This window comes from Streptosporangium nanhuense, from assembly GCF_059358815.1.
Genome location: NZ_JCADBG010000020.1, coordinates 128599 through 150149 on the forward strand (window position 1 = coordinate 128599; position 21551 = coordinate 150149).

Sequence of the window (21551 nt, forward strand, 5' to 3'; positions counted from 1 at the left end):
AAAGCACAGTGTGAGGGGGGTCACAAGACTGGGGCACAATCATTCGCAGGAGGTGGTCGTGGAATCAGCGCTGTCCGCACTCATGACCCCGTCGGACTCGACGTCGTTGCTGGAGCGTGCCTACGGTGACGCCGTCGCGCGGGTCGGCGACCAGGACGAGACCCGCGCGCGCATCCTGGACGCCGCCTACGAGCAGTTCTGCCGGATGGGCGTCCGCCGCTCCACCATGGAGGACGTCGCCCGGCGGGCCCAGGTCTCGCGGATCACCGTCTACCGGCGCTTCGCCACCAAGGACGTGCTGGTCGAACACGTGGTGCGGCGCGAGTTCCGCCGCTACTTCGACCGGTTCCTCGTCGACATCGAGCAGGCGGGCACGGCCGCCGACCGCGTCGTCCTGGGCTTCGTGAGCTCGCTGCGCGCCATCCGCGGCAACCCGCTCATCGGCGGCCTGATCGCCGCCGAACCCGACCTGCTCGTACCCGCCATGATCACCGATGACGGGCGGACCCTCGCCACCGTACGCCGGTTCGTCGCCGGCCAGCTCCGCCGCGAGCAGCACGCGGGGCACGTCTCCGGCGACCTGGACGCCGACCTCGTGGCCGAGCTGATGGTCCGGATCTCCACGTCCTTCCTGACGATCCCCAGCCAGGTCGTCGACCTCGACGACGACGAGCGACTGGCCGCGGTGGCCCGGCAGTTCCTCGTCCCCATGCTCGAACCACCTCGCCCTCCGGACTGACCGCGACGCCGGCCGGCTCTCCGCGACTCGCGACCGTGCACTACCAGGGGAGTCACATGATCTCGGAGGAGACGCCGCTGCTGCCGGACGTGGTCCGGGCCTACCCGTTCTCCTGGGGCTCGGGCTTCGTCTGGCCACCGGAGACGGAGGAGGACGAGGAGAGCCTGGCCTACGCGCGGGCCGTGCTCGAAGCGTGCCTGCCCCGGGCCGCGCTCGCCTCGCCCGAGCCGCCGGAGGAGCCGGTCGTCTGGGAGAGCGGGGACGGTGAGGACGGCGGGCATCCCGAGTGGACCGGGGTCCGGGCCGTTCTGCGCGGGCACATGCCCTACGCCCGGCACGTCACGGCCGGGCGCATGGCCGCCGCCAGGGCCGAGTGCGCCCGCCGCGGCGTCGACACCACGGACTTCGAGGAGATCTGGACCCGGCGGATCACCGCCTGGATCGCCGGGCAGACCCTGAGCTGGTGCGGCCTGATGGTCGATGACGAGAAGGCGCTCACGCCCTGGCTCATGGACCTCGCGGAGCTGTACGCGCGGCGGGGGATGGCCGTCGAGAAGGCGGTGTGGGCACTGCGCCACACCGGAGCCGTCCCCGAGAGCCGCGCCGCCCTGACGCGGCTGGCCGCCTACGAGGGACTGCCGGACGAGATCCGCGCGCGGATCGCGGACGAGCTCCGCTGACGCCCCGGCCGCCCCCTCGCCTCTTCCGTGAGAGGGCGGTTGACCTCCTCCGAGGGCTCCGGCACGAGCGGCGCCGCCCCTCCTGGGAGGGCGGGGTTCAGCGCCGGCCGGAGCGGGGCGGGCGTCCGCTCCCCCGCGTCACGTACCCTCGCCCGCCGGCGCGCCCGGCCTGCTCCTGCTCACGCTGCCTGCGCCGCCGCCCCAGGAACCAGCCCACGCCCAGGATCGCCATCCCCCACGGGGTACGGGCCAGCCAGCGTCCCACCACGATCTTGAAGAACTTTTTCATGAGGTGTTCCTGCCCCGAGGCGGCCCGATTAGGCCCGGCCCCCGAGACGCCCACCGGCCAGACGGCCGGCGCCCCGCGGAGCGGAACCCGGGGCCCCTCCCGCCCGTTCTCGAACCAGGGGCTTTCACCACCGGCACGGACGGGAGCCTGCGGCATGGAGGAGCGGAACGGCTGCGGCGCGGGCTGCCTGGTGATCCTGATCGTGGTCCTGCTGCCGCCGGCGCTGCTGCTGGCTACGCTCCTCGGAGTGACGACCTTCGACGGCGCCCTGCTGGAGATACGCGCCGCCAAACGCGAGGGCACCATGGGCGTCTTCACCGCCGAGGAGACGAGGTGCCAGGGCCGCGGCCCCTGCCGCTGGTGGGGCTCCTACCTTCCCGGCGACCACCCTCCCGGCGACCACCTTCCCGGCGGCGGCCCGCCGGGCTCGCGGGAGGTCTGGATCTACGGCTACGAGACGCCGGAGCTGTCCGCGGGGGACCGGGTGCCGGCCCTGGACGCGGGTCACGAGCTCAAGGTGCACAGGCCGGGCCACTTCGACGCCCTCGGCCCGCTGCTCCTCGGCACGTCCGCCCTCCTCGTCCTGCTCGGCCCCGGCTACCTGATAGGGCGCGTGCTCTGGAGACGCCGGATGTCGTGAACGCCTCAGGCGCCGGCCCTGCTCACCGTCGCCTCGATCCCGTCCAGGAGGATGGCGAGCCCGGCGGCGAAGGTGTCTCGGCCCTCCTGCTCCATGTAGGGGAGGCTCTCGTCCCGGGAGTCGTAGGCGCCCTCGCCGGCGAGCCAGGCCGTCGTCGGGAACCGCTCGGCGAAGTCGGGCGCGACCTCCGTCAGCAGGGCCGAGCGGGCGTACCACCACTCCTCGTCCGACATCCCGGTCTCCGCCGGGGCCTGCCGTGACTCCGCGACCGTCTGCGCCGCCCCGCGCACGAAGTAGAACAGCGTCCCGACGACGTAGCGCAGCTCCCCGGCCTTCAGCCCGGTCTCGCGGAGGATCCGCAGCGCCTCCTCGATCATGACGTACTCGTTGGGGCCCAGCACGGGGCGCGCCTGCGACACCTGCAGAACCCACGGGTGCCGTACGTAGAACTCCCACGCCTCCCGGGCCCAGGAGGTCACCGCGGCCCGCCAGCCGCCGGTCAGGTCGTGGCGGGTGGACAGCTCGGCGAGGGCCCGGTCGTACATCAGGTCGACCAGCTCGCTCTTGCTCGGGACGTAGGTGTAGAGGGCCATGGCCGTGCGCCCGAGCCGCTCGCCCACCGCGCGCATGGAGAGCGCGGCCATCCCCTCCGCGTCGGCGACGGCGATGGCCGCGTCCACGATCAGGTCCACGCTCAGTCCGGGCTTGGGCCCGGGACGCGTGTCCTTCGACCTCGTGGTGCGCCACAGCAACGCCATCGAACGGCGCGCGTCGCCCTGTCCGGCGAAGACGACCACTTGCAACTCCTTACGGCATAAACTAACTTTACCGGGCCAACTCTTTACAGCATAAGGATATCAAGTGAGAAGGTTCGTGTTCCCACCCGCCACACCGGCCCGCGATCGCGGGCCGCGGCACGGCCGGGCCGCCGCGGACAGCCACGACGTGATCGAGGTCCGCGGCGCCAGGGAGAACAACCTGGCAGACATCTCGCTGGACATTCCCAAGCGGCGGCTCACCGTCTTCACCGGGGTCTCCGGGTCGGGGAAGTCCTCCCTCGTCTTCGGCACCATCGCCGCGGAGTCGCAGCGCCTGATCAACGAGACCTACACGGCCTTCATCCAGTCGTTCATGCAGAGCCAGGGACGTCCAGACGTCGACGCCCTGCGCAACCTGAGCGCGGCGATCGTCGTCGACCAGGAGCGGATGGGCGCCAACTCCCGCTCCACGGTCGGCACGGCGACCGACGCGCAGACGATGCTGCGGATCGTCTTCAGCCGGATCGGCACCCCCCACGTCGGCACCTCCAGCGCCTTCAGCTTCAACAGCGCCGAGGGCATGTGCCCGGAGTGCGAAGGGCTCGGCCGGGTGTCGGACGTCGACGTCTCCCAGCTCGTCGACGTCGACCGCTCGCTCAACGAGGGCGCGATCACCGTCCCCAACTTCACCGTGGACTCGTGGTACTGGCAGGGCCTGGCCAACTCCGGGTTCTTCGACCCCGACGTCAAGCTGAGGGACTACACCCCGGCCCAGTGGGAGGACTTCCTGCACAAACCCGCCACCAAAATCAAAATCGGCACGATGAACACCACCTACGAGGGGCTCCTGGTCAAGGTACGGCGGCTCTATCTCGTCAAGGACCGGGAGTCGATGCAGCCCCACATCCGGGCGTTCGTGGACCGGGCCGTGACGTTCACGAGCTGCCGCGCGTGCGGCGGCAGCAGGCTCAACCCCGCCGCGCTGGGCTCGAAGATCGACGGCCGCAACATCGCCGACTGCGCGGCCATGCAGATCAGCGACCTGGCCGAGTTCGTCCGGGGCATCGAGGACGCGTCGGTGGGGCCGCTGGTCGCCACCCTGCGCGACACGCTGGAGTCGCTGGTCGAGATCGGCCTGGGCTACCTGAGCCTGGACCGCGAGTCGTCCACGCTGTCCGGGGGCGAGGCCCAGCGGGTGAAGATGGTCCGCCACCTCGGCTCCAGCCTGACCGACGTCACCTACGTCTTCGACGAGCCCACGGTGGGGCTGCACCCGCACGACATCGAGCGGATGAACAACCTGCTGCTGCTCCTGCGCGACAAGGGCAACACGGTCCTGGTCGTCGAGCACAAGCCGGAGACGATCGAGATCGCCGACCACGTGGTCGACCTGGGCCCGGGGGCGGGCTCGTCCGGCGGACGGGTGTGCTTCACCGGTGACGTGGCCGGGCTGCGGCGCTCGGACTCCCTGACGGGCCGCCACCTGGGCCACCGGGCCCGGCTGCGCGAGAGGGTGCGGACCCCGCGCGGGCAGCTGTCGATCACGGGCGCCACCCTGCACAACCTCAAGGACGTGAGCGTCGACATCCCGCTGGGCGTGCTCACCGTCGTCACCGGCGTCGCCGGGTCCGGCAAGAGCTCGCTGATCCACGGCTCGCTCCCCCGCAGGGAGGGCGTCGCCGTGGTCGACCAGACCGCGATCCGCGGGTCCCGCCGCAGCAACCCGGCCACCTACACCGGGCTGCTCGACCCGATCCGCACCGCCTTCGCCAAGACCAACGGGGTCAAGGCGGCCCTGTTCAGCGCGAACTCCGAGGGCGCCTGCCCCAACTGCAAGGGCATCGGCCTGGTCTACACCGACCTCGCCATGATGGCCGGGGTGGCGTCGGTGTGCGAGCAGTGCGAGGGCAGGCGCTTCACGCCCGAGGTGCTCACCCACAAGCTGCGCGGCAAGGACATCAGCGAGGTGCTGGGCATGTCGGTGACCGAGGCCCGCGACTTCTTCGCTCCCGGCTCGGGTTCGGGGGCGAGCTTCGGCGCGGCGCGGGCCGTCCTCGACCGGCTCGCCGACGTGGGCCTGGGCTACCTCGGCCTGGGCCAGCCGCTCACCACCCTGTCCGGCGGCGAGCGCCAGCGGCTCAAGCTCGCCATCCGGATGGCGGAGAAGGCCACGACGTACGTGCTGGACGAGCCGACCACCGGCCTGCACCTGGCCGACGTGGACCAGCTGCTCGCCCTGCTGGACCGGCTCGTCGACGACGGCAACACGGTCGTCGTCATCGAGCACCACCAGGCCGTGATGGCCCACGCCGACTGGATCGTCGACCTCGGCCCGGGAGCCGGGCACGACGGCGGCCGGATCGTCTTCACCGGCACCCCGGCCGACCTCGTCTCGGAGGGCGACACCCTCACCGCCCGGCACCTGCGCGCCTACCTGGGGAAGGGCACCGCCCGGTAGGCGCGGAGGGAGGAGCTCTCCGGAGCGCGGGACGTCGCGTCACGTCGTCCCGTCCTCTCCCGTCCGGGCCACAGGGCCGAGGCCGCCGGCCTGAGGCGCGTCGAGGCGGGGCCGCGTCCCGCCTCGACGCGCCTCAGCCGCGCGCGCGGATCAGCATGACCAGCCCGGCGACGAACGACCCGAGCAGGACCGGTGACAGGATCGCGAGGCCGCCCCACACGACGAGGCCGAGATAGCCGAGCGCGGACGAAGCGTGCGCCGGGTCGGCGTCGGCGGCCGCGAACATCCCCAGGCCGAGGACGACACCGGTCACCGTGAGCGCGATCGGCGTCCACAGGAGCACGTGGGCCCACACGCGGTACGTCCGGCTGCGGGCACGCCGAGCCGACGGCACGTTCGGCTGCGGAGGATGCCGGACGAATTCGCTCATGCCGCATTTGTACCAGCCTGCGAGGGCCACGACGCCCCCGGTTCAGCGGCCCTGGCGGCCTTCACGCGCCCGGCGGGCCCTTTCCCCCCGGCGGCGCAGTTCGGCCCGGCTCAGCCATTCGTAGATCACGTCGTACGCCGCCATGCCGAGCGCGACCAGGCCCAGGACGCCGGTGATCACCGCGACCGGGATCAGTTCCAGCACCGAGCACAGCACGGCCACGACCATGAGCACGACGCCGGCACCGAGGCTCCACCTCCCGACGCCGCTCATGCCGCCGCCGGCTCTCCGGGCAGCGCACGCAACCCGTTCGTCCCGATTTCCTGGAGTGTGTATGTCACCGGCGTCCGTTCGTCGTCGTGCTCGATGGGCCGCAGCACACGGAGTACGGAGCATAGACCGTTCTCATACCGCCCTCATACCGCGCGTATCCGGCCGTTCCGGGTCTCTACCCGTGTCCGGGCGGCCTCGCGAGCCGTCGTTCAATGCGTGTCGGGGCGCCTGGGGTGGATGGCATGCTGACGCCGTGAGCGAAGAATTCGATGTCAGCCTGCATATCGCCACCGAGTTGCTGCTGTTCCTGCCCGCGCGGCGGCGGCGTGAGTGGCAGCGGGTGGCACCCGACGGGACGTCGACGCTGGGCCATGTGGTGGAGTCGCTCGGCGTCCCGCTGCCCGAGGTGGGGCCGCTGACCGTCGAGGGCGTTGAGGTCGGCAGGTCCTACCAGCCCGCCGCCGGTGACGTGGTCCACGTTCACCCCGTGCCCCGCCCCCAGCCGGTGCCCCTCGAACCGGGACAGGACGCGCCCCGGTTCCTGCTCGACGTCCACCTGGGCACCCTCGCGCGACGGCTCCGGCTGCTGGGCCTGGACGCGACCTACCACAACGACATGGACGACCCCTCGCTCGTCGTCGAGGCGAACAGCGAACGCCGCGTGCTGCTCACCCAGGACCACGGCCTGCTGTGCCGCCGGGCGCTCTGGTTCGGCGCCTACGTACGAGGCACCAAGGCGGACGACCAGCTCCGCGACCTGCTGGAGCGGTTCGCGCCACCGCTGCGGCCGTGGACCCGCTGCACGGCCTGCAACGGGGAGCTGGCCCCCGTCGACAAGGCCGAGATCGACCTGCTGCTGGAGACCGGGACCAGGCGCTCCTACGACGTCTACGGCCGCTGCTCGGAGTGCGGCCAGATCTACTGGCGCGGCGCGCACGGCGAGCATCTGGAGGAGATCGTGCGCTCGGCCCTGCGCGCGGTCCGCCCGGAGTCACAGGTCGGCGGGGGTTCACCCTGAAGCAGGTCCGCCAGAGCCCTCAGGCAGCTGGTTCCAGGGATTCGAGGGCCTGAAGCGCCGCCGAGGTCGCGGTATCGCTCGCGGGGACCAGGGGCAGGCGGACGGCCGGACAGGGGATGCGGCCCTGGGCCGCGAGAACCGCCTTGATGACGACGGGATTGGGCTCGGCGAACAGTGCGAAGGTCAGGGCGGCGAGGCGGTGGCCGATGAGACGGGCCCTGCCGATCGGGCCGTCGCGCCAGGTGTCGACGAGGGCGGCGAAGGATGCCGTCTCCAGGTGGGCGGAGGCGAGGATTGCGCCGTGAGCGCCCAGCGCCAGCAGCGGAGCGGCGTGGAGGTCGTCGCCTGCCAGGACCGCGACGCCGGACGGGAGCGTGTTCATCAGGGCGATCGTGATGTCGTCGATGCCGCCGACCGCATGCTTGAAGCCGATGACATTCGGCAGCTGGGCGAGCCGGCGCAGGGTTTCCGCGCCGAGGATCCGGCCGGTGCGGTGGGGGACGTTGTAGATGATCAGCGGTACCGGGCTGGCGGCGGCCAGATGGCGGAAGTGGGCGAGCACCCCCTCCTCGGACGGGCGGGTGTAGTAGGGAACGACGGTGAGGGCGGCGGTGACCTGGGAGCCGAGGGCGGCGAGTGCCGCGATCGAGTCGGCCGTGGAGTTGGAGCCGGCTCCGGCGATCAGATGGGCGTCGCGTTCCCCGCAGACGCGGGCGCAGACCTCCAGAACCCGGCGACGCTCCTCGAGTGTCAGGACCGCGCTCTCGGCGGTCGTACCCAGTGCGACGATCCCGGCCGCACCGTCGTCGAGAACCGAGTGGGCCAGGCCCTCCAGCGCTTCGGCGGCGAGATCGCCACCGGGGGTGAACGGTGTGATGAGCGGGACGAAAAGACCGGTGAGTGCCATGAGTCCCAGCTTGGCGAGCGGCGATACTTCAGGTCCAGTTCACGTTTCTTCATTCGAGCATAAGCTGGTCTTATGCTCGACGTGCGCAAACTGCGGCTGCTCCGCGAACTGGCCCACCGTACGACGATCGCCTCCGTCGCCGAAGCCCTCGCCTACACACCCTCGGCCGTCTCCCAGCAGCTGGCCGCGCTGGAGCGCGAGGCGGGGGTGCCCCTGCTTGAGCGAACCGGCCGTCGCGTCGCGCTGACACCCGCCGCGCTCACCCTGGTCCAGCACACCGAGACGATCCTCGCGGTGCTGGAGCGCGCCACGGCCGATCTCGCCTCCTCCCACGTCGAGCTCACCGGGACGCTTCGCATCGGGGCCTTCCCGACGGCCGTCCGGACGATTCTGTCCCCGGCCCTCGTCTCGCTGAGCCGCGACCATCCCGGGCTGGAGCTGATGGTGACCGAACTGGATCCGGCGACCGTCCCGGCCGCCCTGCGCGCCGAGACCCTGGACGTCGCGCTGCTCCAGGAGTACGACTACGTGCCCGCCGAACCCGATCCGGCCCTGGACACCGAACCGCTGCTGGAGGAGACCGTCTATCTGGCCGCCCTGACCGGCGAGCCGCTGGAGGCCCGCCGCGAAGCGTCCTGGATCGTCGGCACCCCCGGCACGCTCTGCCACACGATGACCGTCCGCGCCTGCCAGGCGACGGGGTTCACCCCCCGGATCCGTCACCACGCCGACGACTTCGGCACCGTTCTCGCCCTTGTCGCCGCAGGCCAGGGCGTCGCGCTCATCCCGGAGCTCGGCGTGCTCGCACCTTCGCCGGACGTCGTGTTGACGGCACTGCCGACCCGGCGGAGAACTCGCCTGGCCTACCGGCGAGGCACCGGAGGGCACCCCGCCGTGCTGGCCGCCCGCTCGGCCCTGCACGCATCGGTCACGGGGCGGAAGCCTTAGCGTCGTCGCCCTCGGCCGGGGGCGCCAGATCGAGCCGGTCCAGCCGGTCTGGGTCGGACAGCACGTCGATGGCGAGGATCCTGCCGCCCGTGACGCTGAAGGCCATGACGGCCAACGGCCGCCCGTGCGCGACGACGGCCCCGGCGACTCCGTTGACCAGCGCCGGGCGCGCGAACGGGGAGAGCCGTCCGAAGACGAGCGCCTGCTCGGCCACGGTCCGCGCACCGGTGATCACGACCGTGTGGCGGGCCCGCGCGCCGCCGCCGTCGGACCGGAGCACGACGCCGGGATCGAGTACGGCGACGAGCGCGTCGAGGTCACCGTCACGAGCGGCGGCGAAGAACGCGTCGACGACCTCACGCTGGCGGGCGAGATCGGGGTCGGGAACCGGGGCCTGCCCCCGCACCCGGCGGCGCGCGCGGCTCGCGAGCTGCCTCGCCGCGGCCGGGGAGCGCCCGACCATCGGGGCGATCTCCTCGAACGGCACCGCGAACATGTCGTGCAGCACGAACGCGAGCCGTTCGGCCGGCGACAGGGTCTCCAGCACCACCAGCAGTGCCAGCCCGACCGAGTCGGCCAGCAACGCCTCGTGCTCGGGGTCTCCCCCGTCCTCCCTGCCGACGATCGGGTCGGGCACGCGCGTCTCGAGAGGGTCCTCGCGCCGCTGTTCGCGCGAGCGCAGCACGTTCAGGCACACGCGCGCCACCACCGTCGTCAGCCACGCGCCGAGGTTCTCCACGCCGCCGGCGCCGGCGCGGCCGAGCCGCAGCCAGGCGTCCTGGACGGCGTCGTCGGCCTCGCTCACCGAGCCGAGCATCCGGTAGGCGACCGCCCGCAGACGGGGCCGGTGCTCCTCGAAACGCTCCGTCAGCCATTCGCGCTCGTCCACCCGTCACATTCCTTCCTCGCGAAGTGTCGTAACGGTAGACCCGCGAGACCCGGCCGATGTGACCGGAGGACCGGTTCCCCACCGGAAACGAACCTGGAGAGACCATGACGTCATCCATCCTGCTCACCGGCGGCACGGGCACGCTCGGGCGCCTCGTCGTGCCGCTCCTGCGAGACGCCGGCCGCACGGTGCGGGTGCTCAGCAGGCGCGGCCACGAACCCGGGGACGGCGTCGAGTACGTGACCGGTGACCTGCTCAAGGACGAGGGGGTAGGGCCCGCGGTGGAGGGGGCGCAGACCGTCCTGCACCTCGCGGGTGGTCCCAGGGGCGACGACGAGGCGACCCGGAACCTGGTGCGGGCCGCGTCGCGGGCCGGGGTGCGGCATCTGGTGTACATCTCGGTCATCGGAGCGGACCGGGTCCCGCTGGGCTACTTCAGGTCCAAGCTGGGCGCGGAGCGGGCCGTGGCCGGCTCCGGCCTGCCGTGGACGACGCTGCGTGCCGCCCAGTTCCACGACCTGGTCCTGAACGTGGTGCGGCGGATGGCGAGGCTGCCGGTGATACCGGTCCCGGGCGGCCTGCGCTTCCAGCCGGTCGACGCGCGCGAGGTGGCGGCCCGGCTCGTGGAACTGACGCTCGGCGAGCCGTCCGGCCTGGTACCCGACCTGGCGGGACCGAAGGTGTACGGGATGGCCGAGCTGAGCGGCGGATACCTGCGGGCGCGCGGCGGGCGCCGGTTGACAATGCCGGTCCGGATACCGGGAAAGGCTGGCCGTGCGTACCGGGCCGGCGAGAACCTGTCCCTTGAGGGTGCCGCCGTGGGCAGGCGGACCTGGGAGGACTTCCTGGCGGAGCGGGTTCACCGAGACCGGTGAGAGGGGCCGGTGATCGCCGGTCCTCCTCGCGGGCCCCTTCGGAGTCAGCCGGCCGGATCCCCCGCGCACCCGGGACGGCTCACGTGCCGTCGGCCTCGGCGAGGGTGTGCGCGACGAGGGCGTTGGCGTGGCCGTGTCCCAGGCCGTGCTCGGTCTTGAGCCAGGAGACGAGCTCCATGTGCTTGGTCAGGGGTGAGGAGCGGATGAGCTCCTTCCACTCGGCGATCGGGCGGCCGTACTTCTTCTCGATCGAGGGGAAGTAACTAGCCGGGCCCTTCACAGCGTCAGTCATGTCCGTAGTATCCCATTCGCCCCAATTAGCTCTGCGCGCGACGACCATCCTGGAACCAAGATCATATGATTCGGGGTCAGGGCGCGTGGATGGGCGTAATCTCCCTGGAGGACACCAGAAGGCAGGAGATTCCCCCAATGGCCGATGAGCCGACCGTCTCGAACCCGTCATCCCGTTCGCCGGAGGACGCGCGGCGGCCCGGGATGGAACGGATCGACGCCGAGGTGCCGCACTCGGCCCGCATCTGGAACTACCTGCTGGGCGGGAAGGACAACTTCGCCGTCGACCGCGAGGCGGGCGAGAGGGTGTCCGCCGTCTTCCCCGGCATGGTCGACGTCGCCCGCCACTCCCGGTACATGCTCGCCCGCGTGGTGCGTCACCTGGCCGGTGAGGTGGGCATCCGCCAGTTCCTGGACATCGGCACCGGGCTGCCCACCGTCGACAACACCCACGAGGTCGCCCAGCGGGTGGCGCCGGACTCGCGCGTCGTCTACGTGGACAACGACCCCCTGGTGCTGGTGCACGCCCGCGCGCTGCTCACCAGCACGCCCGAGGGCGCCACCGACTACATCGAGTCGGACGTGCGCGACCCCGAGCACATCCTGCGGGCGGCCGCGAAGACGCTGGACTTCGGCAAGCCCACCGCGCTGATGCTGATGGGCATCATGGGCCTGATCGCCGACCACGACGAGGCGCTCTCGATCGTGCGCCGGTTGATGCGGGACCTGCCCTCGGGCAGCTACCTGGCGCTCTACGACGGCGTCGACACCGACCCCGCGTACGTCGAGGCTATGCGGCGCCACAACTCGGGGAGCGGCGTGGTCGCCTACACGCCGCGCAGCCCGGAGCTCATCACCCGCTACTTCGACGGCCTGACGCTGCTGGAGCCGGGTGTCGTGCCGGTGCAGCGGTGGCGGCCCGACCCCGCGCCCTGGGGCGAGGTTCCCGAGGTGGCCTGCGCCGGCGGCGTCGCGCGCAAACCCTGACCGCGCCACCGCACCACCGTGCCGCTTCGTCACCGCGCCGCCTCGTCACCACGTCACCACGCCGCTTCGTCACCGCGCCACCGTGCCGCCTCGTCATCACGCCATCACGCCACCGTGTCACCGCGCCACCGCGTCGCCGTGCCGCCTCGTCACCACGCGCCGTGCACGCCCGGGAACCGGGCTCGCCAGATGGTGAAAAGCCCGGAAATATCGGGGTTTTCGCGTTGATGGTCAGGGATTCCGTGCGATGACATAATCCCCGCGTGGCGGTCATCTTCCGTGTTCTCGGGCAGCTCGAAGCGTACGTCGACGGAGAGCCGGTCGATCTGGGCGGGCCGCGCCCCCGGCTGCTGCTCGCGAGGTTGATCTTCGCGCGGGGCGCCACGGTGTCGGTGGACGTGCTCCTGGACACCCTGTACGGCGAGGACCAGCCCGCCCGCGCGCTGGGAACGCTGCACAGCTACGTCTCCAACCTCCGGCGGATCCTCGAACCCGGCCGGGCGCCGCGCACGCCGTCCGCGGTGCTGCTGAACCGCCCGCCCGGGTACGCGCTCGGGGCGCACGAGGTGGACGCCGAGACGTTCACCCGCCTGGCCGAGGCGGGCGCCTACGAGGAGGCGCTGCGGCTGTGGCGCGGGACGCCGTACGAGGAGTTCGAGGACGCCGGCTGGCTGCGCCCGGAGATCGAGCGGCTACGGGAGGCGCATCTCTCGACGAGGGAGCGGCACCTGGCGCGCCTGCTCGACGAGGGACGTCCCCACGTCGTGGGCGAGCTGGAGACGCTCGTGCGGGCCAGCCCGCTGCGGGAGGGGCTGTGGGAGCTTCTCGCCCTCGCGCTGTACCGGCTCGGGCGGCAGGCCGAGGCGCTGAAGGCGCTGCGGTCGGCGCGGGCGCACCTGGCCGAGGAGCTCGGCCTCGACCCCGGACCCGGCCTCCAGCGCCTGGAGGCGTCGATCCTCGCGCAGGATCCCGCGCTGACCCCCGCCCCGGTCCCCGTCTCCCCCATCTCCCCCGCGCCCGCACCTCCTCCGCCGCAGGCAGCCCCTCCCGCACGGCTGGTCGTGGGCAGGACGGCCCAGCTCGAACGCCTTCGCGACCTGGCCCTGGAGGTCGAGCGCGGCCGTCCCGGCATCGCCGTCGTCTCCGGCGAGCCGGGCATCGGCAAGACCTGGCTGGCCGAGGCGTTCGCGGACGGCCGGTCGGCGGCGGGGTGGCGGGTGGCCTGGGGACGCTGCCACGAGACCTCGGGCGCGCCCGCGCTGTGGCCGTGGCGGCAGGTGGTCCAGCGGCTGAGCGCCGAGGTCCCGCCCGGGGAGGAGGGGACGGGCTCGCTGCGCGTCCTGCTCGGGGACGGCGTACCCGGCGCGGCCCCCGAGCGGCCGGCCGAGACCGGGGAGGCCAGGTTCCGGCTGCACCGGGCCACGGCGGCCTACCTCGGCCTGGCCGCGCGCGACCGGCCCGTGCTCGTGGTGATCGACGACCTGCAGTGGGCGGACTCCGCGTCGCTCGGCCTGCTGTCCGATCTGGCGGTCCTGCTCAGGGACGGGGTCGGCGTCGTCATCACGACGCGCTCGGGAGAGGGCCCGGCGGAGATGTACGACACGCTGGGCATGCTGAGCCGCCACAACGCGCTCCGGCTGCCGCTCACGGGGCTGGACCCCGGCGCCGTGGCGGAACTCGCGGGATCCGCCGGGCTCGGTGACTCCGGTGGCCCGGGCAAGCTCGCGGCGCTGACCGAACGCACCCGGGGCAACCCGCTGTTCATCCGGGAGACGCTGCGCCTGGCCGAGGACATCGGCATCGGGCGGGCCCTGAAGGCCGTCCCCGAGGGGCTGGCCGACGTGCTGCGCCGGCGGCTCATCCGGCTGCCCGCCGCCCACCGGGCCGTCATCGAGGCCGTCGCCGTGGTCGGCGACGGCACCGACCCGCTCGTCATCGCCGAGATCGCCGGCGACGACGCGTCCGAGGCCCTGGACACGGCCGCCGGCCTGCGGCTGCTGTCGGACGACGGGCGCTTCACGCACGATCTCGTCCGCGAGACCGTGTACGGGGACATCCCGGCCCGGCGCCGGGCCGCGCTCCACCTGGCCGCGTTGCGCGCCCTCGAACGCCGTCCGGGGCCCAACCTCGCCGCGCTCGCCCGGCACGCCCTGGCCGCCGGGCCGGGCGCCGGTTCCGGCGCGGTGCGGTGGGCGTCCGCCACGGCCGTGCAGGCCTCGGGGCGGCTGGCCTACGCGGACGCCGCCCAGTGGTGGCGGCGGGCCGCCGACGCCCACGGCCGCCTGCCGGGCGCCGACCCGGCGGAACACGTCGAGATCCTGCTCAACCTCGTCCAGGCCCACCTGGACGCCGGTGACGGGTACGGGGCCCGGGAGGCGCGGGCGGAGGCCGTACGCGCCTCCGACGGCCCCGGCGATCCGCTGCTCACCGCCAGGGCGCTCACCAGCCTGGAGGCACCCCAGCTGTGGAAGTTCCACCGCTACGGCGACATGGAGCTCCAGATCGTGCGGCGCGTCGAGGAGACGCTGGCCGCGCTGCCGGAAGAGGACTCGGTGCTGCGGTGCCGCCTGCTCGGCTGTCTCGGCGTGGAACGTTACGACTCCACCGGCGACCCCCGGTGCGACACGGCGACCCGCGAGGCCCTGGCCATGGCCCGCCGCCTGGTCGCCAGGGGAGAGGCCGGCACGCGGCTGCTGGCGATCACGCTCAACGCGCGCTACCAGGGCGTCCACCTGCCCGAACACCTCGACGAGATCAACGCCATCGGCGAGGAGCTCGTCGGCCTCGGCATGACCGGATTCGAACTGCTCGGATGGCTGATCCTGGAACGCACCAGGCTGGAGCTCTTCGACGTGGCGGGCGCCGACCAGGCCGGCGAGCGGGCCCGCACGCTCATCGACCGGCTCGACCTGCCGTGGCCGAGGTTCCAGCACCTGATCTGGGCGGGCTCCCGCCGCCTCGTCGACGGCGACCTCGACGGCGCCGACGCCCGGTACGCGCTCGCCGCCGAGGCCGGGGAACAGCTCAACCTCTGGCACACCCGCATCGCGCTCGACACCGTCGTCATGGCCCGGTACCTGCACCGCGGTGACGTCGCCGCGGTGCGCGAGGAGATCGAGGAGCTGGTCGAGGCGTTCGTCTTCCCGTCCCAGCGGCAGATGCTCCAGGTGCTCGTCGCCGCCTCGCGGGGCGACACCGCGGCCGTCCGCGAGCTGACCCGCGACGGCTGGCAGGCCCTGACCCGGGACTTCCTCGAACTCCCGACCCTGTGCGTGAGCGGCCTCGCCCAGCTCGCGGCGGGCGACCGCGCCGCCTGCGACGCCACCTACGCGCGGCTGCTGCCGTACGAGGACAGGCTGGCGATCGGCGCGGCGACGTTCCCGGCCGGTCCGGTGGGATACTTCCTCGGGCTCATCGCCGCGGATCCCGGCGCCGCGCGGGCCCATCTGGACGCGGCGGCCGAACGCTGCGAGCGCGCGGGCCTGACCTGGTGGGCCTCGCGCGCGCGGGCGGCACGCGCGGCCCGCTGAACTCACGGAACCGATGCCCGCTCCCGCCCGCCGGGGCGAGCGGGGCGGGGTCGGAGCCGTACGAGGAAAACGAGCGCGGGGCAGCCGGTGCCAAGTGCGCGCCAAGTGGCCGTGAAGACGACGCGCGCATGGTGAGGGCATGACAACCCCGACGAACCTCACCCGGCGCCGTCCCGGCGACCCCGCCCCCGACCTCGCGCTCTTCCTCGCCTTCCACGCCGGCCTGCGCCGCGACTTCGCCCGCCTGGCCACCGCGCTGGAGGGATGCCATCCGCGCGACGTGAGACGCCGCGCCCTGATCGACGAGCACACCGCGTTCATGCTGCGCGCCCTTCACCACCACCACTCCGGCGAGGACGACGACATCTGGCCGCTGCTCCGCGCGCTGGCCCCCGAGGCCGAGCCCGTCCTGGACCGGCTGGAGGCCGACCACCAGGAGATGGACGCCGTCATCGGCAGGCTGTCGGCGGCGAGACGCCCCGCGGCGGAGCAGGCCGGCGACCTGCGGCGGCTGCACGAACTGCTGCACACCCACCTCGCGCTGGAGGAGTCGGAGGTCGTACCGCTGATCGCCGAGCACGTGAGCACGGCGTGGTGGGAGGAGGTGGGGAAGAAGGTCACCAAGGGTCACGGCCGCGACCTCCCGATGGTCGCGGCGTGGACGCTGGACGCCGCCGACCCCGGGTCCCGCGAGCACATCCTCGCGACCGCCCCCTTGGTCATGCGGGTCCTCTACCGGCTGTCCTGGCGCCGCGCCTACGAGCGCCGCGCCGGCCAGGTCTTCGGCTGACCCCCTGTCTCGCCCGCCGGAGTTCTCGCGCTCAACAGGCCGGGGATCCGCCGCCGGAGGGTCGTTCGAGCGGCCCGTCGGCGCGCACGACGGTGGCGAGCACCTCGTTGAACGCCTCGGTCGAGGTGGGGTGGTTGTAGACGGCGTCGCGGAGCTCGGCCGCCTTGACGCCGTGCCGCATGGCGAGCGCGACCGTGTTGACGAGTTCCTGCGCGTCGACGCTGAGCAGGACGGCCCCGAGGATCTCGTCCGTCTCGGCGTCGATCACGAACTTCATGAACCCGCGGGTCTCCTCGACGATGTACGCGCGGGGCATCGCCACGATCTCGGCGACGGGCTTGCTCGCGATCCTCACGCGGTGTCCCGCCGCCCTGGCCTCCTTCTCGGTGAGGCCGACGGTCGCGAGCGGCGGGGTCATGAACAGGGTGCGGGGAACCGCGACACGGTCCGACACCGAGCGCCGGCCCTCACCGACGAGCTGGTCGAGGACGACGCGGCTGTCGTCGAGGGAGAGGTAGGTGTGCTGCGGCCCGCCGCGGACGTCGCCGAGGGCGTAGATGTGCGGCTGGCTCGTGCGCAGATGCTCGTCGACCTCGACCGCCCCGCGTCCGGTCGTGCGGACCCCGGCGGCGTCCAGCCCGAGGCCGCGAGTGGCCGGCGCGCGACCGGTGGCGGCGAGGACGGCGTCGGCCTCGAGGGTGTGGCGCCGCCCGCCCTCCTCGTAGACGACGGTCGCGCCGGTCTCGCCGTCGCGGACCTCCGTGACGCGCGCCCCCTTGACGATCTCGATGCCGTCGTCCGTGAGGATGCCCTCGGCGACGGCGGCGGCGTCGTCGTCCTCACGGCCCAGGATCCTCGAGGAGGCTTCGAACAGGGTGACCCGCGAGCCGAAGCGGCGGTAGATCGAGGCGAACTCGATGCCGATGTACCCGCCGCCCACGATCGCGAGCCGTTCCGGCAGGAGCGTCGTCTCGATCAGGCCGGTGCTGGTCAGGGTGTACTTGCTCTCCCTCAGACCGGGGGTGTCGGGGATGAACGTCTCGGCACCCGTGTTGATCAGAATGGTCTCGGCGGAGATCGTGAGACGTTCGCCGCCCGCCTCGACGCTGACGGTGTGCGGGTCGACGAACGAGGCCCGGCCGGTGACGACCGTCGCGGTCTCGATGCCGTTCAGCGCCTCGTAGTTGCCCCTGCGGAACACCGCGGTGAGTGCCTGCACCTCCTCGACGGAGCGCTCGTACCACTCCCGCGCCGGGTCACTCTCCCGGCGCTTGCCGGCGCGGTGGACCAGCGCCTTCGTCGGCACACAGCCGACGTTGGGGCAGGTGCCCCCGTACATCCGCTCCGACTGTTCGACGAGCACCACGCGCCTGCCGAGGCCGCCCATCGCCTTCGCGACGGCCTTGCCGCCCTTGCCGAAACCGATGACGAGAAGATCCGCGTGAAGAGTGTCGTTCGTGGTGTCCATAATTCCAGTTTCAGTATGTAAGATTGAGCTCACAAGGCGTATTAGTCTCATTTTTCCTCGCGAGCGTCTCATGATGGATTCGATCAGTCACCTCGTCCGCCTGGCGAGAACTCAGGCGACCCTGGACAGGCGCTGCCTTCTGGCCGGCGCGACCGTCATGGATATTCCCGCCCGGGGTGAGGGTGATGCGGCCTTTCACCTGCTGCTCGACGGCGCGTGCACGCTGGAGCTCCCCGACCGGCGCCTCGAACTCGGGCCGGGCGACGTCGTGCTCCTCCCCCGCAGCACGCCGCACCGCGTCCGCACGACCGGATCCGGGCCCGATCAAGGGGTGTCCGAAACTCCCGGCGGCGCGTTCTCCACCGTCCGCAGCCGAACGGGTGAGGGCGTGATCGACCTCTTCTGCGGGCACTACTCGTTCGGTCCCGGCGCGGGAGCCATGCTCTTCCGGAGCCTTCCCCACCCCTTGCGGGCGTCGTTCGCGGAATCCGGCGAGGTGGACGAGATCGTCCGGATGCTGGGCGGGATCATGCGGCGGGAGGCGGGGAACGACGGGCCCGGCACCGCCGCCGTCCTCTCGGCCCTCTGCGACGCGCTGCTCGCGATGGTGCTGCGGAAGTCGGGCGGGCGGCTCGCCGGGCCGGCGCTGTGGACCGCCGCCCACGACGAGCGGATCCGTGCCGTCATCGACGAGGTGCTCCGGGATCCCGGCGCCGACTGGTCGATCGCCCGCCTGGCGCGGGTGGCGGCGATGGCGCGGGCCACGTTCATCCGGCACTTCTCCCACGGCACCGGGATGACCGTCGGCGCGTTCCTCACGCACGTCCGGTTGATGACCGCGGCCGAGCTGCTCGTCGACACCGAGCGCACGGTCGCCACGGTCGCCGCCGAGGTCGGGTACCGTTCCGAGTCCGCGTTCAGCCGGGCGTTCCGCCTGGCGACCGGAACGACCCCGGCGCGGTTCCGCCGCAACCTCGAACGCGCGGCGTGAACGACGCCGGCGGCCCCGCGATCCGCGCGGCGGCCGTCCGGCCCCGAAATCCTTACCGTCCGCGAACGTCCGCGTGCCGGGCCGCCCCGGCGGCGGCGCCGCCGCGTACCCTCGCCGGGTGAAGATACTGCTCACCGGCGCGGCCGGGTTCATCGGAGGCCACGTGGCCGAGGCCCTCCGCGCCGCGGGCCACGACGTGACCGGCCTCGACCTGCGTACCGGCACCGACGTGCGGGACGGCACGGCGTTGGACGGACCGCTGGGCCGGGTGGACGCCGTGGTGCACCAGGCGGCCAAGGTCGGACTCGGTGTGGACGTGGCCGACCTGCCCGACTACGCGTCGGTGAACGTCTACGGCACCGCCGTGCTGCTGGCCGCGATGGCCCGCCACGGCGTGTCGAGGCTGGTGCTGGCGTCGTCGATGGTGGTGTACGGGGAGGGCGCCTACGACTGCGCCGACCACGGCCGGGTGCGGCCGGGGCCGCGAGCGGTCACGGATCTGGACCGGGGGTCCTTCGAGCCGCGCTGCCCGCGATGCGGCGCCCGGCTGGCGTCGGCCGCCATCGACGAGCACGCGCCGATGGATCCCCGAAACGCCTACGCCACCACGAAGCTCGCCCAGGAGCACCTGGCGGCGAACTGGGCGCGCGAGACCGGCGGCACCGCCGTCGCGCTGCGTTATCACAACGTGTACGGTCCGCGGATGCCCAGGGACACCCCCTACTCGGGGGTCGCGGCCATCTTCCGGTCGGCGCTGGAGGCGGGGCGCGCGCCGCGCGTCTTCGAGGACGGCGGTCAGCGTCGCGACTTCGTCCATGTGCGGGACGTCGCCAGGGCCAACGTGGCCGCGCTGGGGGGCGGGGAACCGGGCTCGCTGGCCGCGTACAACATCGCCAGCGGCGAGCCGCACACCGTGGGCGAGATGGCCGCAGCCCTCGCCGAGCAGCGCGGCGGGCCCGCGCCGGTGATCACCGGCGATTACCGGCTGGGTGACGTACGCCATATCGTGGCCTCGCCCGAGCGTGCCCGCCGGGAGCTGGGGTTCGCCGCGGAGGTCTCCTTCGCGGCGGGAATGAAGGACTTCTCCACGGCCCCTCTGGGATGACGCGCCCCGCGACGGCGCCGGCCCTCCCCCGGGATGACACGCCCGCGGCGACGCCTAGGGGGCGGGGACGTGTCGCGGGACGACTCACCAGGGCGAGAGAACCAGTCCCTGCAACAGCAACCCCGTCACGACCTGGGCGGCCAGCCATCGCCTGCCGGGCGCCAGGCCGGCGGCCAGGCCGATCCACAGCGCGTAGGGCACCCAGATGCGTTCCACCTCGCCCCGGGTCACGCCGCTGACGTCCAGCGCGAGCACAGCCACCAGGGCCGCCGCCACCGCGGCGCGCGACCCGCCGGGGCCGGGCCGCGCCAGGCCCACGGCGGCGGCCGGCCCGGTGAGCATGGCCAGCACGCCCAGGTTGGCGAACAGGAAGTACAGGTAGGGACGGGCCGCGCCCGGATCGGCCGCCCACTCGGCATGGGTGGCCAGCACTCCGGCGGGCCACAGGAAGCCGGCGGCGGCGAAGGCGGCGGTCACCGCCGCGGCACCGGCCAGCGCCGCGAGCACGGTCTCGCGCGGCACGCGGGCGGCGACCGCGACGACCACCGGGATCAGCAGGTAGGGAACCAGCCCGTAGCTGAGGTACGGCAGCGCGCCGAGCAGGACCCCGGCACCGGCCCCCCAGCCGGCCCTTCGCGCGATCCGGCCGCGCCCGCCGAGCACCCGCCCGCGCCCGCCGAGCACCAGGAGTGCCACGCCCCACGCCCCCACCCCGGCGAAGAAGGCGTCCATGCTGGTGGCGATCCAGACCGAGGCCGGGGTGAGCGCCAGGTACGGCAGCGCCCTCCGGGCCGCCCGCTCCCCGCCCAGTTCCCGCACCGTCAGCGCGATCGCCACGGTCGCCGAACAACCGGCCGCGACGACCAGCAGCGCCGCCCACAGCGGCCCGGACAGCCCGAGCGCGGCCAGCGACCAGAGCACCAGCACGGGCAGCGGCGGGTGCCCGCGCACGTGGGTGGGATAGTCCGGCAGCCGCAGGGTGAACGAGGCCAGCCAGCCCAGCGGGTCGTCGCCCACCACGGGCAGCACCGCCGGATACTCCTGCGGATGGGTCAGCGGAGCGGCCAGGCCGTCGGCGGAGATCGCCAGCAGCACCGTCCAGGCCAGCGCGCAGCCGTAGGACACCAGGAGAGCACGCCTGAAACCCAGCCGCGCGGTGATGGCGGGCAGGAACAGGACGGCGGCGCCCCCGAACACGGCGGCGGGCAGCAGCGTGGGGGGCGGCACGCGGAAATGCCCGTGCAGCGGCGGCAGATGGTCGATGGTGAGCACACCGAGCGCGTGCAGGATCGCACCCACCGCGAACGACCCGGCGATCAGCGACGCCCAGATCCAGAGCGCGCGTGCCGTCTCCTTGCCAGGGGTGGAATTCTCGGCATGGGCACCTCGCGCCGTGCCCGTGGCTTCGCGCGGCGATATGTCTGGAACATCCGGCGAGAAACCACTCAAAGGATGTTCCTCTCCGTTTCGATTCCCTGCCCTGAG

General features: G+C 72.8%; 21 protein-coding genes. 12 read left to right on the forward strand and 9 right to left on the reverse strand.

Features of this window, described 5'->3' with window-relative positions; all coding sequences use genetic code 11:
• Nucleotides 1-82: 82 nt before the first annotated feature.
• Both AC5L38_RS32440 and AC5L38_RS32445 read left to right on the forward strand, forming a co-directional pair.
• Entirely contained in the window at nt 83-739 is a 657-nt protein-coding gene (locus AC5L38_RS32440; RefSeq protein WP_495246672.1) for a TetR/AcrR family transcriptional regulator, read from the forward strand.
• Nucleotides 740-795: 56 nt separating this feature from the next.
• On the forward strand, nt 796-1419 hold the full coding sequence (locus AC5L38_RS32445; RefSeq protein WP_495246620.1) for a hypothetical protein: 624 nt from the start codon (nt 796-798) through the stop codon (nt 1417-1419).
• A 97-nt stretch (nt 1420-1516) separates the two neighbouring features.
• Here AC5L38_RS32445 and AC5L38_RS32450 read toward each other — a convergent pair whose 3' ends face one another.
• Entirely contained in the window at nt 1517-1708 is a 192-nt protein-coding gene (locus AC5L38_RS32450; protein ID WP_495246621.1) for a DUF6203 family protein, read from the reverse strand.
• 154 nt (nt 1709-1862) lie between these two features.
• Between AC5L38_RS32450 and AC5L38_RS32455 the strand changes: the two genes are divergently transcribed.
• The gene (locus tag AC5L38_RS32455; protein WP_495246622.1) at nt 1863-2348 is read left to right on the forward strand and encodes a hypothetical protein; all 486 of its coding nucleotides are present in this window, start codon (nt 1863-1865) and stop codon (nt 2346-2348) included.
• A gap of 5 nt (nt 2349-2353) precedes the next feature.
• Here AC5L38_RS32455 and AC5L38_RS32460 read toward each other — a convergent pair whose 3' ends face one another.
• Nucleotides 2354-3145 (reverse strand): TetR/AcrR family transcriptional regulator, encoded by a 792-nt coding sequence (locus AC5L38_RS32460; RefSeq protein ID WP_495246623.1) that lies wholly within the window; start codon nt 3143-3145, stop codon nt 2354-2356.
• A 76-nt stretch (nt 3146-3221) separates the two neighbouring features.
• Here AC5L38_RS32460 and AC5L38_RS32465 point away from each other — a divergent pair, with 76 nt between their 5' ends.
• Complete coding sequence (locus AC5L38_RS32465) at nt 3222-5564, forward strand: ATP-binding cassette domain-containing protein (protein ID WP_495246673.1); 2343 nt, start codon at nt 3222-3224, stop codon at nt 5562-5564.
• Nucleotides 5565-5697: 133 nt separating this feature from the next.
• Here AC5L38_RS32465 and AC5L38_RS32470 read toward each other — a convergent pair whose 3' ends face one another.
• The gene (locus tag AC5L38_RS32470) at nt 5698-5994 is read right to left on the reverse strand and encodes a hypothetical protein (RefSeq protein ID WP_495246624.1); all 297 of its coding nucleotides are present in this window, start codon (nt 5992-5994) and stop codon (nt 5698-5700) included.
• Nucleotides 5995-6036: 42 nt separating this feature from the next.
• Nucleotides 6037-6267, reverse strand: a complete 231-nt coding sequence (locus AC5L38_RS32475) for a hypothetical protein (protein WP_495246625.1) — start codon at nt 6265-6267, stop codon at nt 6037-6039.
• Between the two features lie 253 nt (nt 6268-6520).
• Here AC5L38_RS32475 and AC5L38_RS32480 point away from each other — a divergent pair, with 253 nt between their 5' ends.
• On the forward strand, nt 6521-7285 hold the full coding sequence (locus tag AC5L38_RS32480; protein ID WP_495246626.1) for a Mut7-C RNAse domain-containing protein: 765 nt from the start codon (nt 6521-6523) through the stop codon (nt 7283-7285).
• Between the two features lie 19 nt (nt 7286-7304).
• On the opposite strand, the gene dapA is transcribed toward AC5L38_RS32480, so the two are convergent.
• Entirely contained in the window at nt 7305-8192 is an 888-nt protein-coding gene (gene dapA, locus AC5L38_RS32485) for a 4-hydroxy-tetrahydrodipicolinate synthase (RefSeq protein ID WP_495246627.1), read from the reverse strand.
• A gap of 72 nt (nt 8193-8264) precedes the next feature.
• Between dapA and AC5L38_RS32490 the strand changes: the two genes are divergently transcribed.
• Complete coding sequence (locus tag AC5L38_RS32490) at nt 8265-9140, forward strand: LysR family transcriptional regulator (RefSeq protein ID WP_495246628.1); 876 nt, start codon at nt 8265-8267, stop codon at nt 9138-9140.
• On the opposite strand, the gene sigJ is transcribed toward AC5L38_RS32490, so the two are convergent.
• Nucleotides 9121-10029, reverse strand: a complete 909-nt coding sequence (sigJ, locus tag AC5L38_RS32495) for an RNA polymerase sigma factor SigJ (protein ID WP_495246629.1) — start codon at nt 10027-10029, stop codon at nt 9121-9123. The genes AC5L38_RS32490 and sigJ overlap by 20 nt on opposite strands.
• Before the next feature lie 104 nt (nt 10030-10133).
• On the opposite strand from sigJ, the gene AC5L38_RS32500 reads away from it, so the two are divergent.
• A complete protein-coding gene (locus AC5L38_RS32500; RefSeq protein WP_495246630.1) occupies nt 10134-10904 on the forward strand; it encodes an SDR family oxidoreductase in 771 nt (256 codons plus the stop codon).
• A 79-nt stretch (nt 10905-10983) separates the two neighbouring features.
• Here the strand turns inward: AC5L38_RS32500 and AC5L38_RS32505 are convergent, their stop codons facing one another.
• On the reverse strand, nt 10984-11196 hold the full coding sequence (locus AC5L38_RS32505; RefSeq protein ID WP_389910397.1) for a DUF4287 domain-containing protein: 213 nt from the start codon (nt 11194-11196) through the stop codon (nt 10984-10986).
• A gap of 137 nt (nt 11197-11333) precedes the next feature.
• Between AC5L38_RS32505 and AC5L38_RS32510 the strand changes: the two genes are divergently transcribed.
• The 3 genes from AC5L38_RS32510 (at nt 11334) to AC5L38_RS32520 (ending at nt 16502) form a co-directional block, all read left to right on the forward strand.
• Entirely contained in the window at nt 11334-12182 is an 849-nt protein-coding gene (locus tag AC5L38_RS32510; protein WP_495246631.1) for an SAM-dependent methyltransferase, read from the forward strand.
• Between the two features lie 263 nt (nt 12183-12445).
• On the forward strand, nt 12446-15712 hold the full coding sequence (locus tag AC5L38_RS32515) for an ATP-binding protein (RefSeq protein WP_495246632.1): 3267 nt from the start codon (nt 12446-12448) through the stop codon (nt 15710-15712).
• A gap of 139 nt (nt 15713-15851) precedes the next feature.
• The gene (locus AC5L38_RS32520; protein WP_495246633.1) at nt 15852-16502 is read left to right on the forward strand and encodes a hemerythrin domain-containing protein; all 651 of its coding nucleotides are present in this window, start codon (nt 15852-15854) and stop codon (nt 16500-16502) included.
• Between the two features lie 31 nt (nt 16503-16533).
• Here AC5L38_RS32520 and AC5L38_RS32525 read toward each other — a convergent pair whose 3' ends face one another.
• Nucleotides 16534-17970, reverse strand: coding sequence for an FAD-dependent oxidoreductase (locus AC5L38_RS32525; RefSeq protein WP_495246634.1), 1437 nt, complete (start codon nt 17968-17970; stop codon nt 16534-16536).
• Nucleotides 17971-18043: 73 nt separating this feature from the next.
• Here AC5L38_RS32525 and AC5L38_RS32530 point away from each other — a divergent pair, with 73 nt between their 5' ends.
• Both AC5L38_RS32530 and AC5L38_RS32535 read left to right on the forward strand, forming a co-directional pair.
• Nucleotides 18044-18961, forward strand: coding sequence for a cupin domain-containing protein (locus tag AC5L38_RS32530; RefSeq protein ID WP_495246635.1), 918 nt, complete (start codon nt 18044-18046; stop codon nt 18959-18961).
• A gap of 118 nt (nt 18962-19079) precedes the next feature.
• Nucleotides 19080-20066 (forward strand): NAD-dependent epimerase/dehydratase family protein, encoded by a 987-nt coding sequence (locus AC5L38_RS32535; protein ID WP_495246636.1) that lies wholly within the window; start codon nt 19080-19082, stop codon nt 20064-20066.
• Between the two features lie 84 nt (nt 20067-20150).
• Here AC5L38_RS32535 and AC5L38_RS32540 read toward each other — a convergent pair whose 3' ends face one another.
• Entirely contained in the window at nt 20151-21515 is a 1365-nt protein-coding gene (locus tag AC5L38_RS32540; RefSeq protein WP_495246637.1) for a hypothetical protein, read from the reverse strand.
• Between the last annotated feature and the right edge of the window lie 36 nt (nt 21516-21551).

Excerpts from the sequence above, each read along its gene's own strand:
- AC5L38_RS32440 (WP_495246672.1), top strand. The coding sequence starts at position 83 with ATGACCCCGTCGGACTCGACGTCGTTGCTGGAGCGTGCCTACGGTGAC.
- AC5L38_RS32445 (WP_495246620.1), top strand. The coding sequence starts at position 796 with ATGATCTCGGAGGAGACGCCGCTGCTGCCGGACGTGGTCCGGGCCTAC.
- AC5L38_RS32450 (WP_495246621.1), bottom strand. The coding sequence starts at position 1,708 with ATGAAAAAGTTCTTCAAGATCGTGGTGGGACGCTGGCTGGCCCGTACC.
- AC5L38_RS32455 (WP_495246622.1), top strand. The coding sequence starts at position 1,863 with ATGGAGGAGCGGAACGGCTGCGGCGCGGGCTGCCTGGTGATCCTGATC.
- AC5L38_RS32470 (WP_495246624.1), bottom strand. The coding sequence starts at position 5,994 with ATGAGCGAATTCGTCCGGCATCCTCCGCAGCCGAACGTGCCGTCGGCT.
- AC5L38_RS32475 (WP_495246625.1), bottom strand. The coding sequence starts at position 6,267 with ATGAGCGGCGTCGGGAGGTGGAGCCTCGGTGCCGGCGTCGTGCTCATG.
- dapA (WP_495246627.1), bottom strand. The coding sequence starts at position 8,192 with ATGGCACTCACCGGTCTTTTCGTCCCGCTCATCACACCGTTCACCCCC.
- AC5L38_RS32490 (WP_495246628.1), top strand. The coding sequence starts at position 8,265 with ATGCTCGACGTGCGCAAACTGCGGCTGCTCCGCGAACTGGCCCACCGT.
- AC5L38_RS32500 (WP_495246630.1), top strand. The coding sequence starts at position 10,134 with ATGACGTCATCCATCCTGCTCACCGGCGGCACGGGCACGCTCGGGCGC.
- AC5L38_RS32505 (WP_389910397.1), bottom strand. The coding sequence starts at position 11,196 with ATGACTGACGCTGTGAAGGGCCCGGCTAGTTACTTCCCCTCGATCGAG.
- AC5L38_RS32510 (WP_495246631.1), top strand. The coding sequence starts at position 11,334 with ATGGCCGATGAGCCGACCGTCTCGAACCCGTCATCCCGTTCGCCGGAG.
- AC5L38_RS32520 (WP_495246633.1), top strand. The coding sequence starts at position 15,852 with ATGACAACCCCGACGAACCTCACCCGGCGCCGTCCCGGCGACCCCGCC.
- AC5L38_RS32525 (WP_495246634.1), bottom strand. The coding sequence starts at position 17,970 with ATGGACACCACGAACGACACTCTTCACGCGGATCTTCTCGTCATCGGT.
- AC5L38_RS32530 (WP_495246635.1), top strand. The coding sequence starts at position 18,044 with ATGGATTCGATCAGTCACCTCGTCCGCCTGGCGAGAACTCAGGCGACC.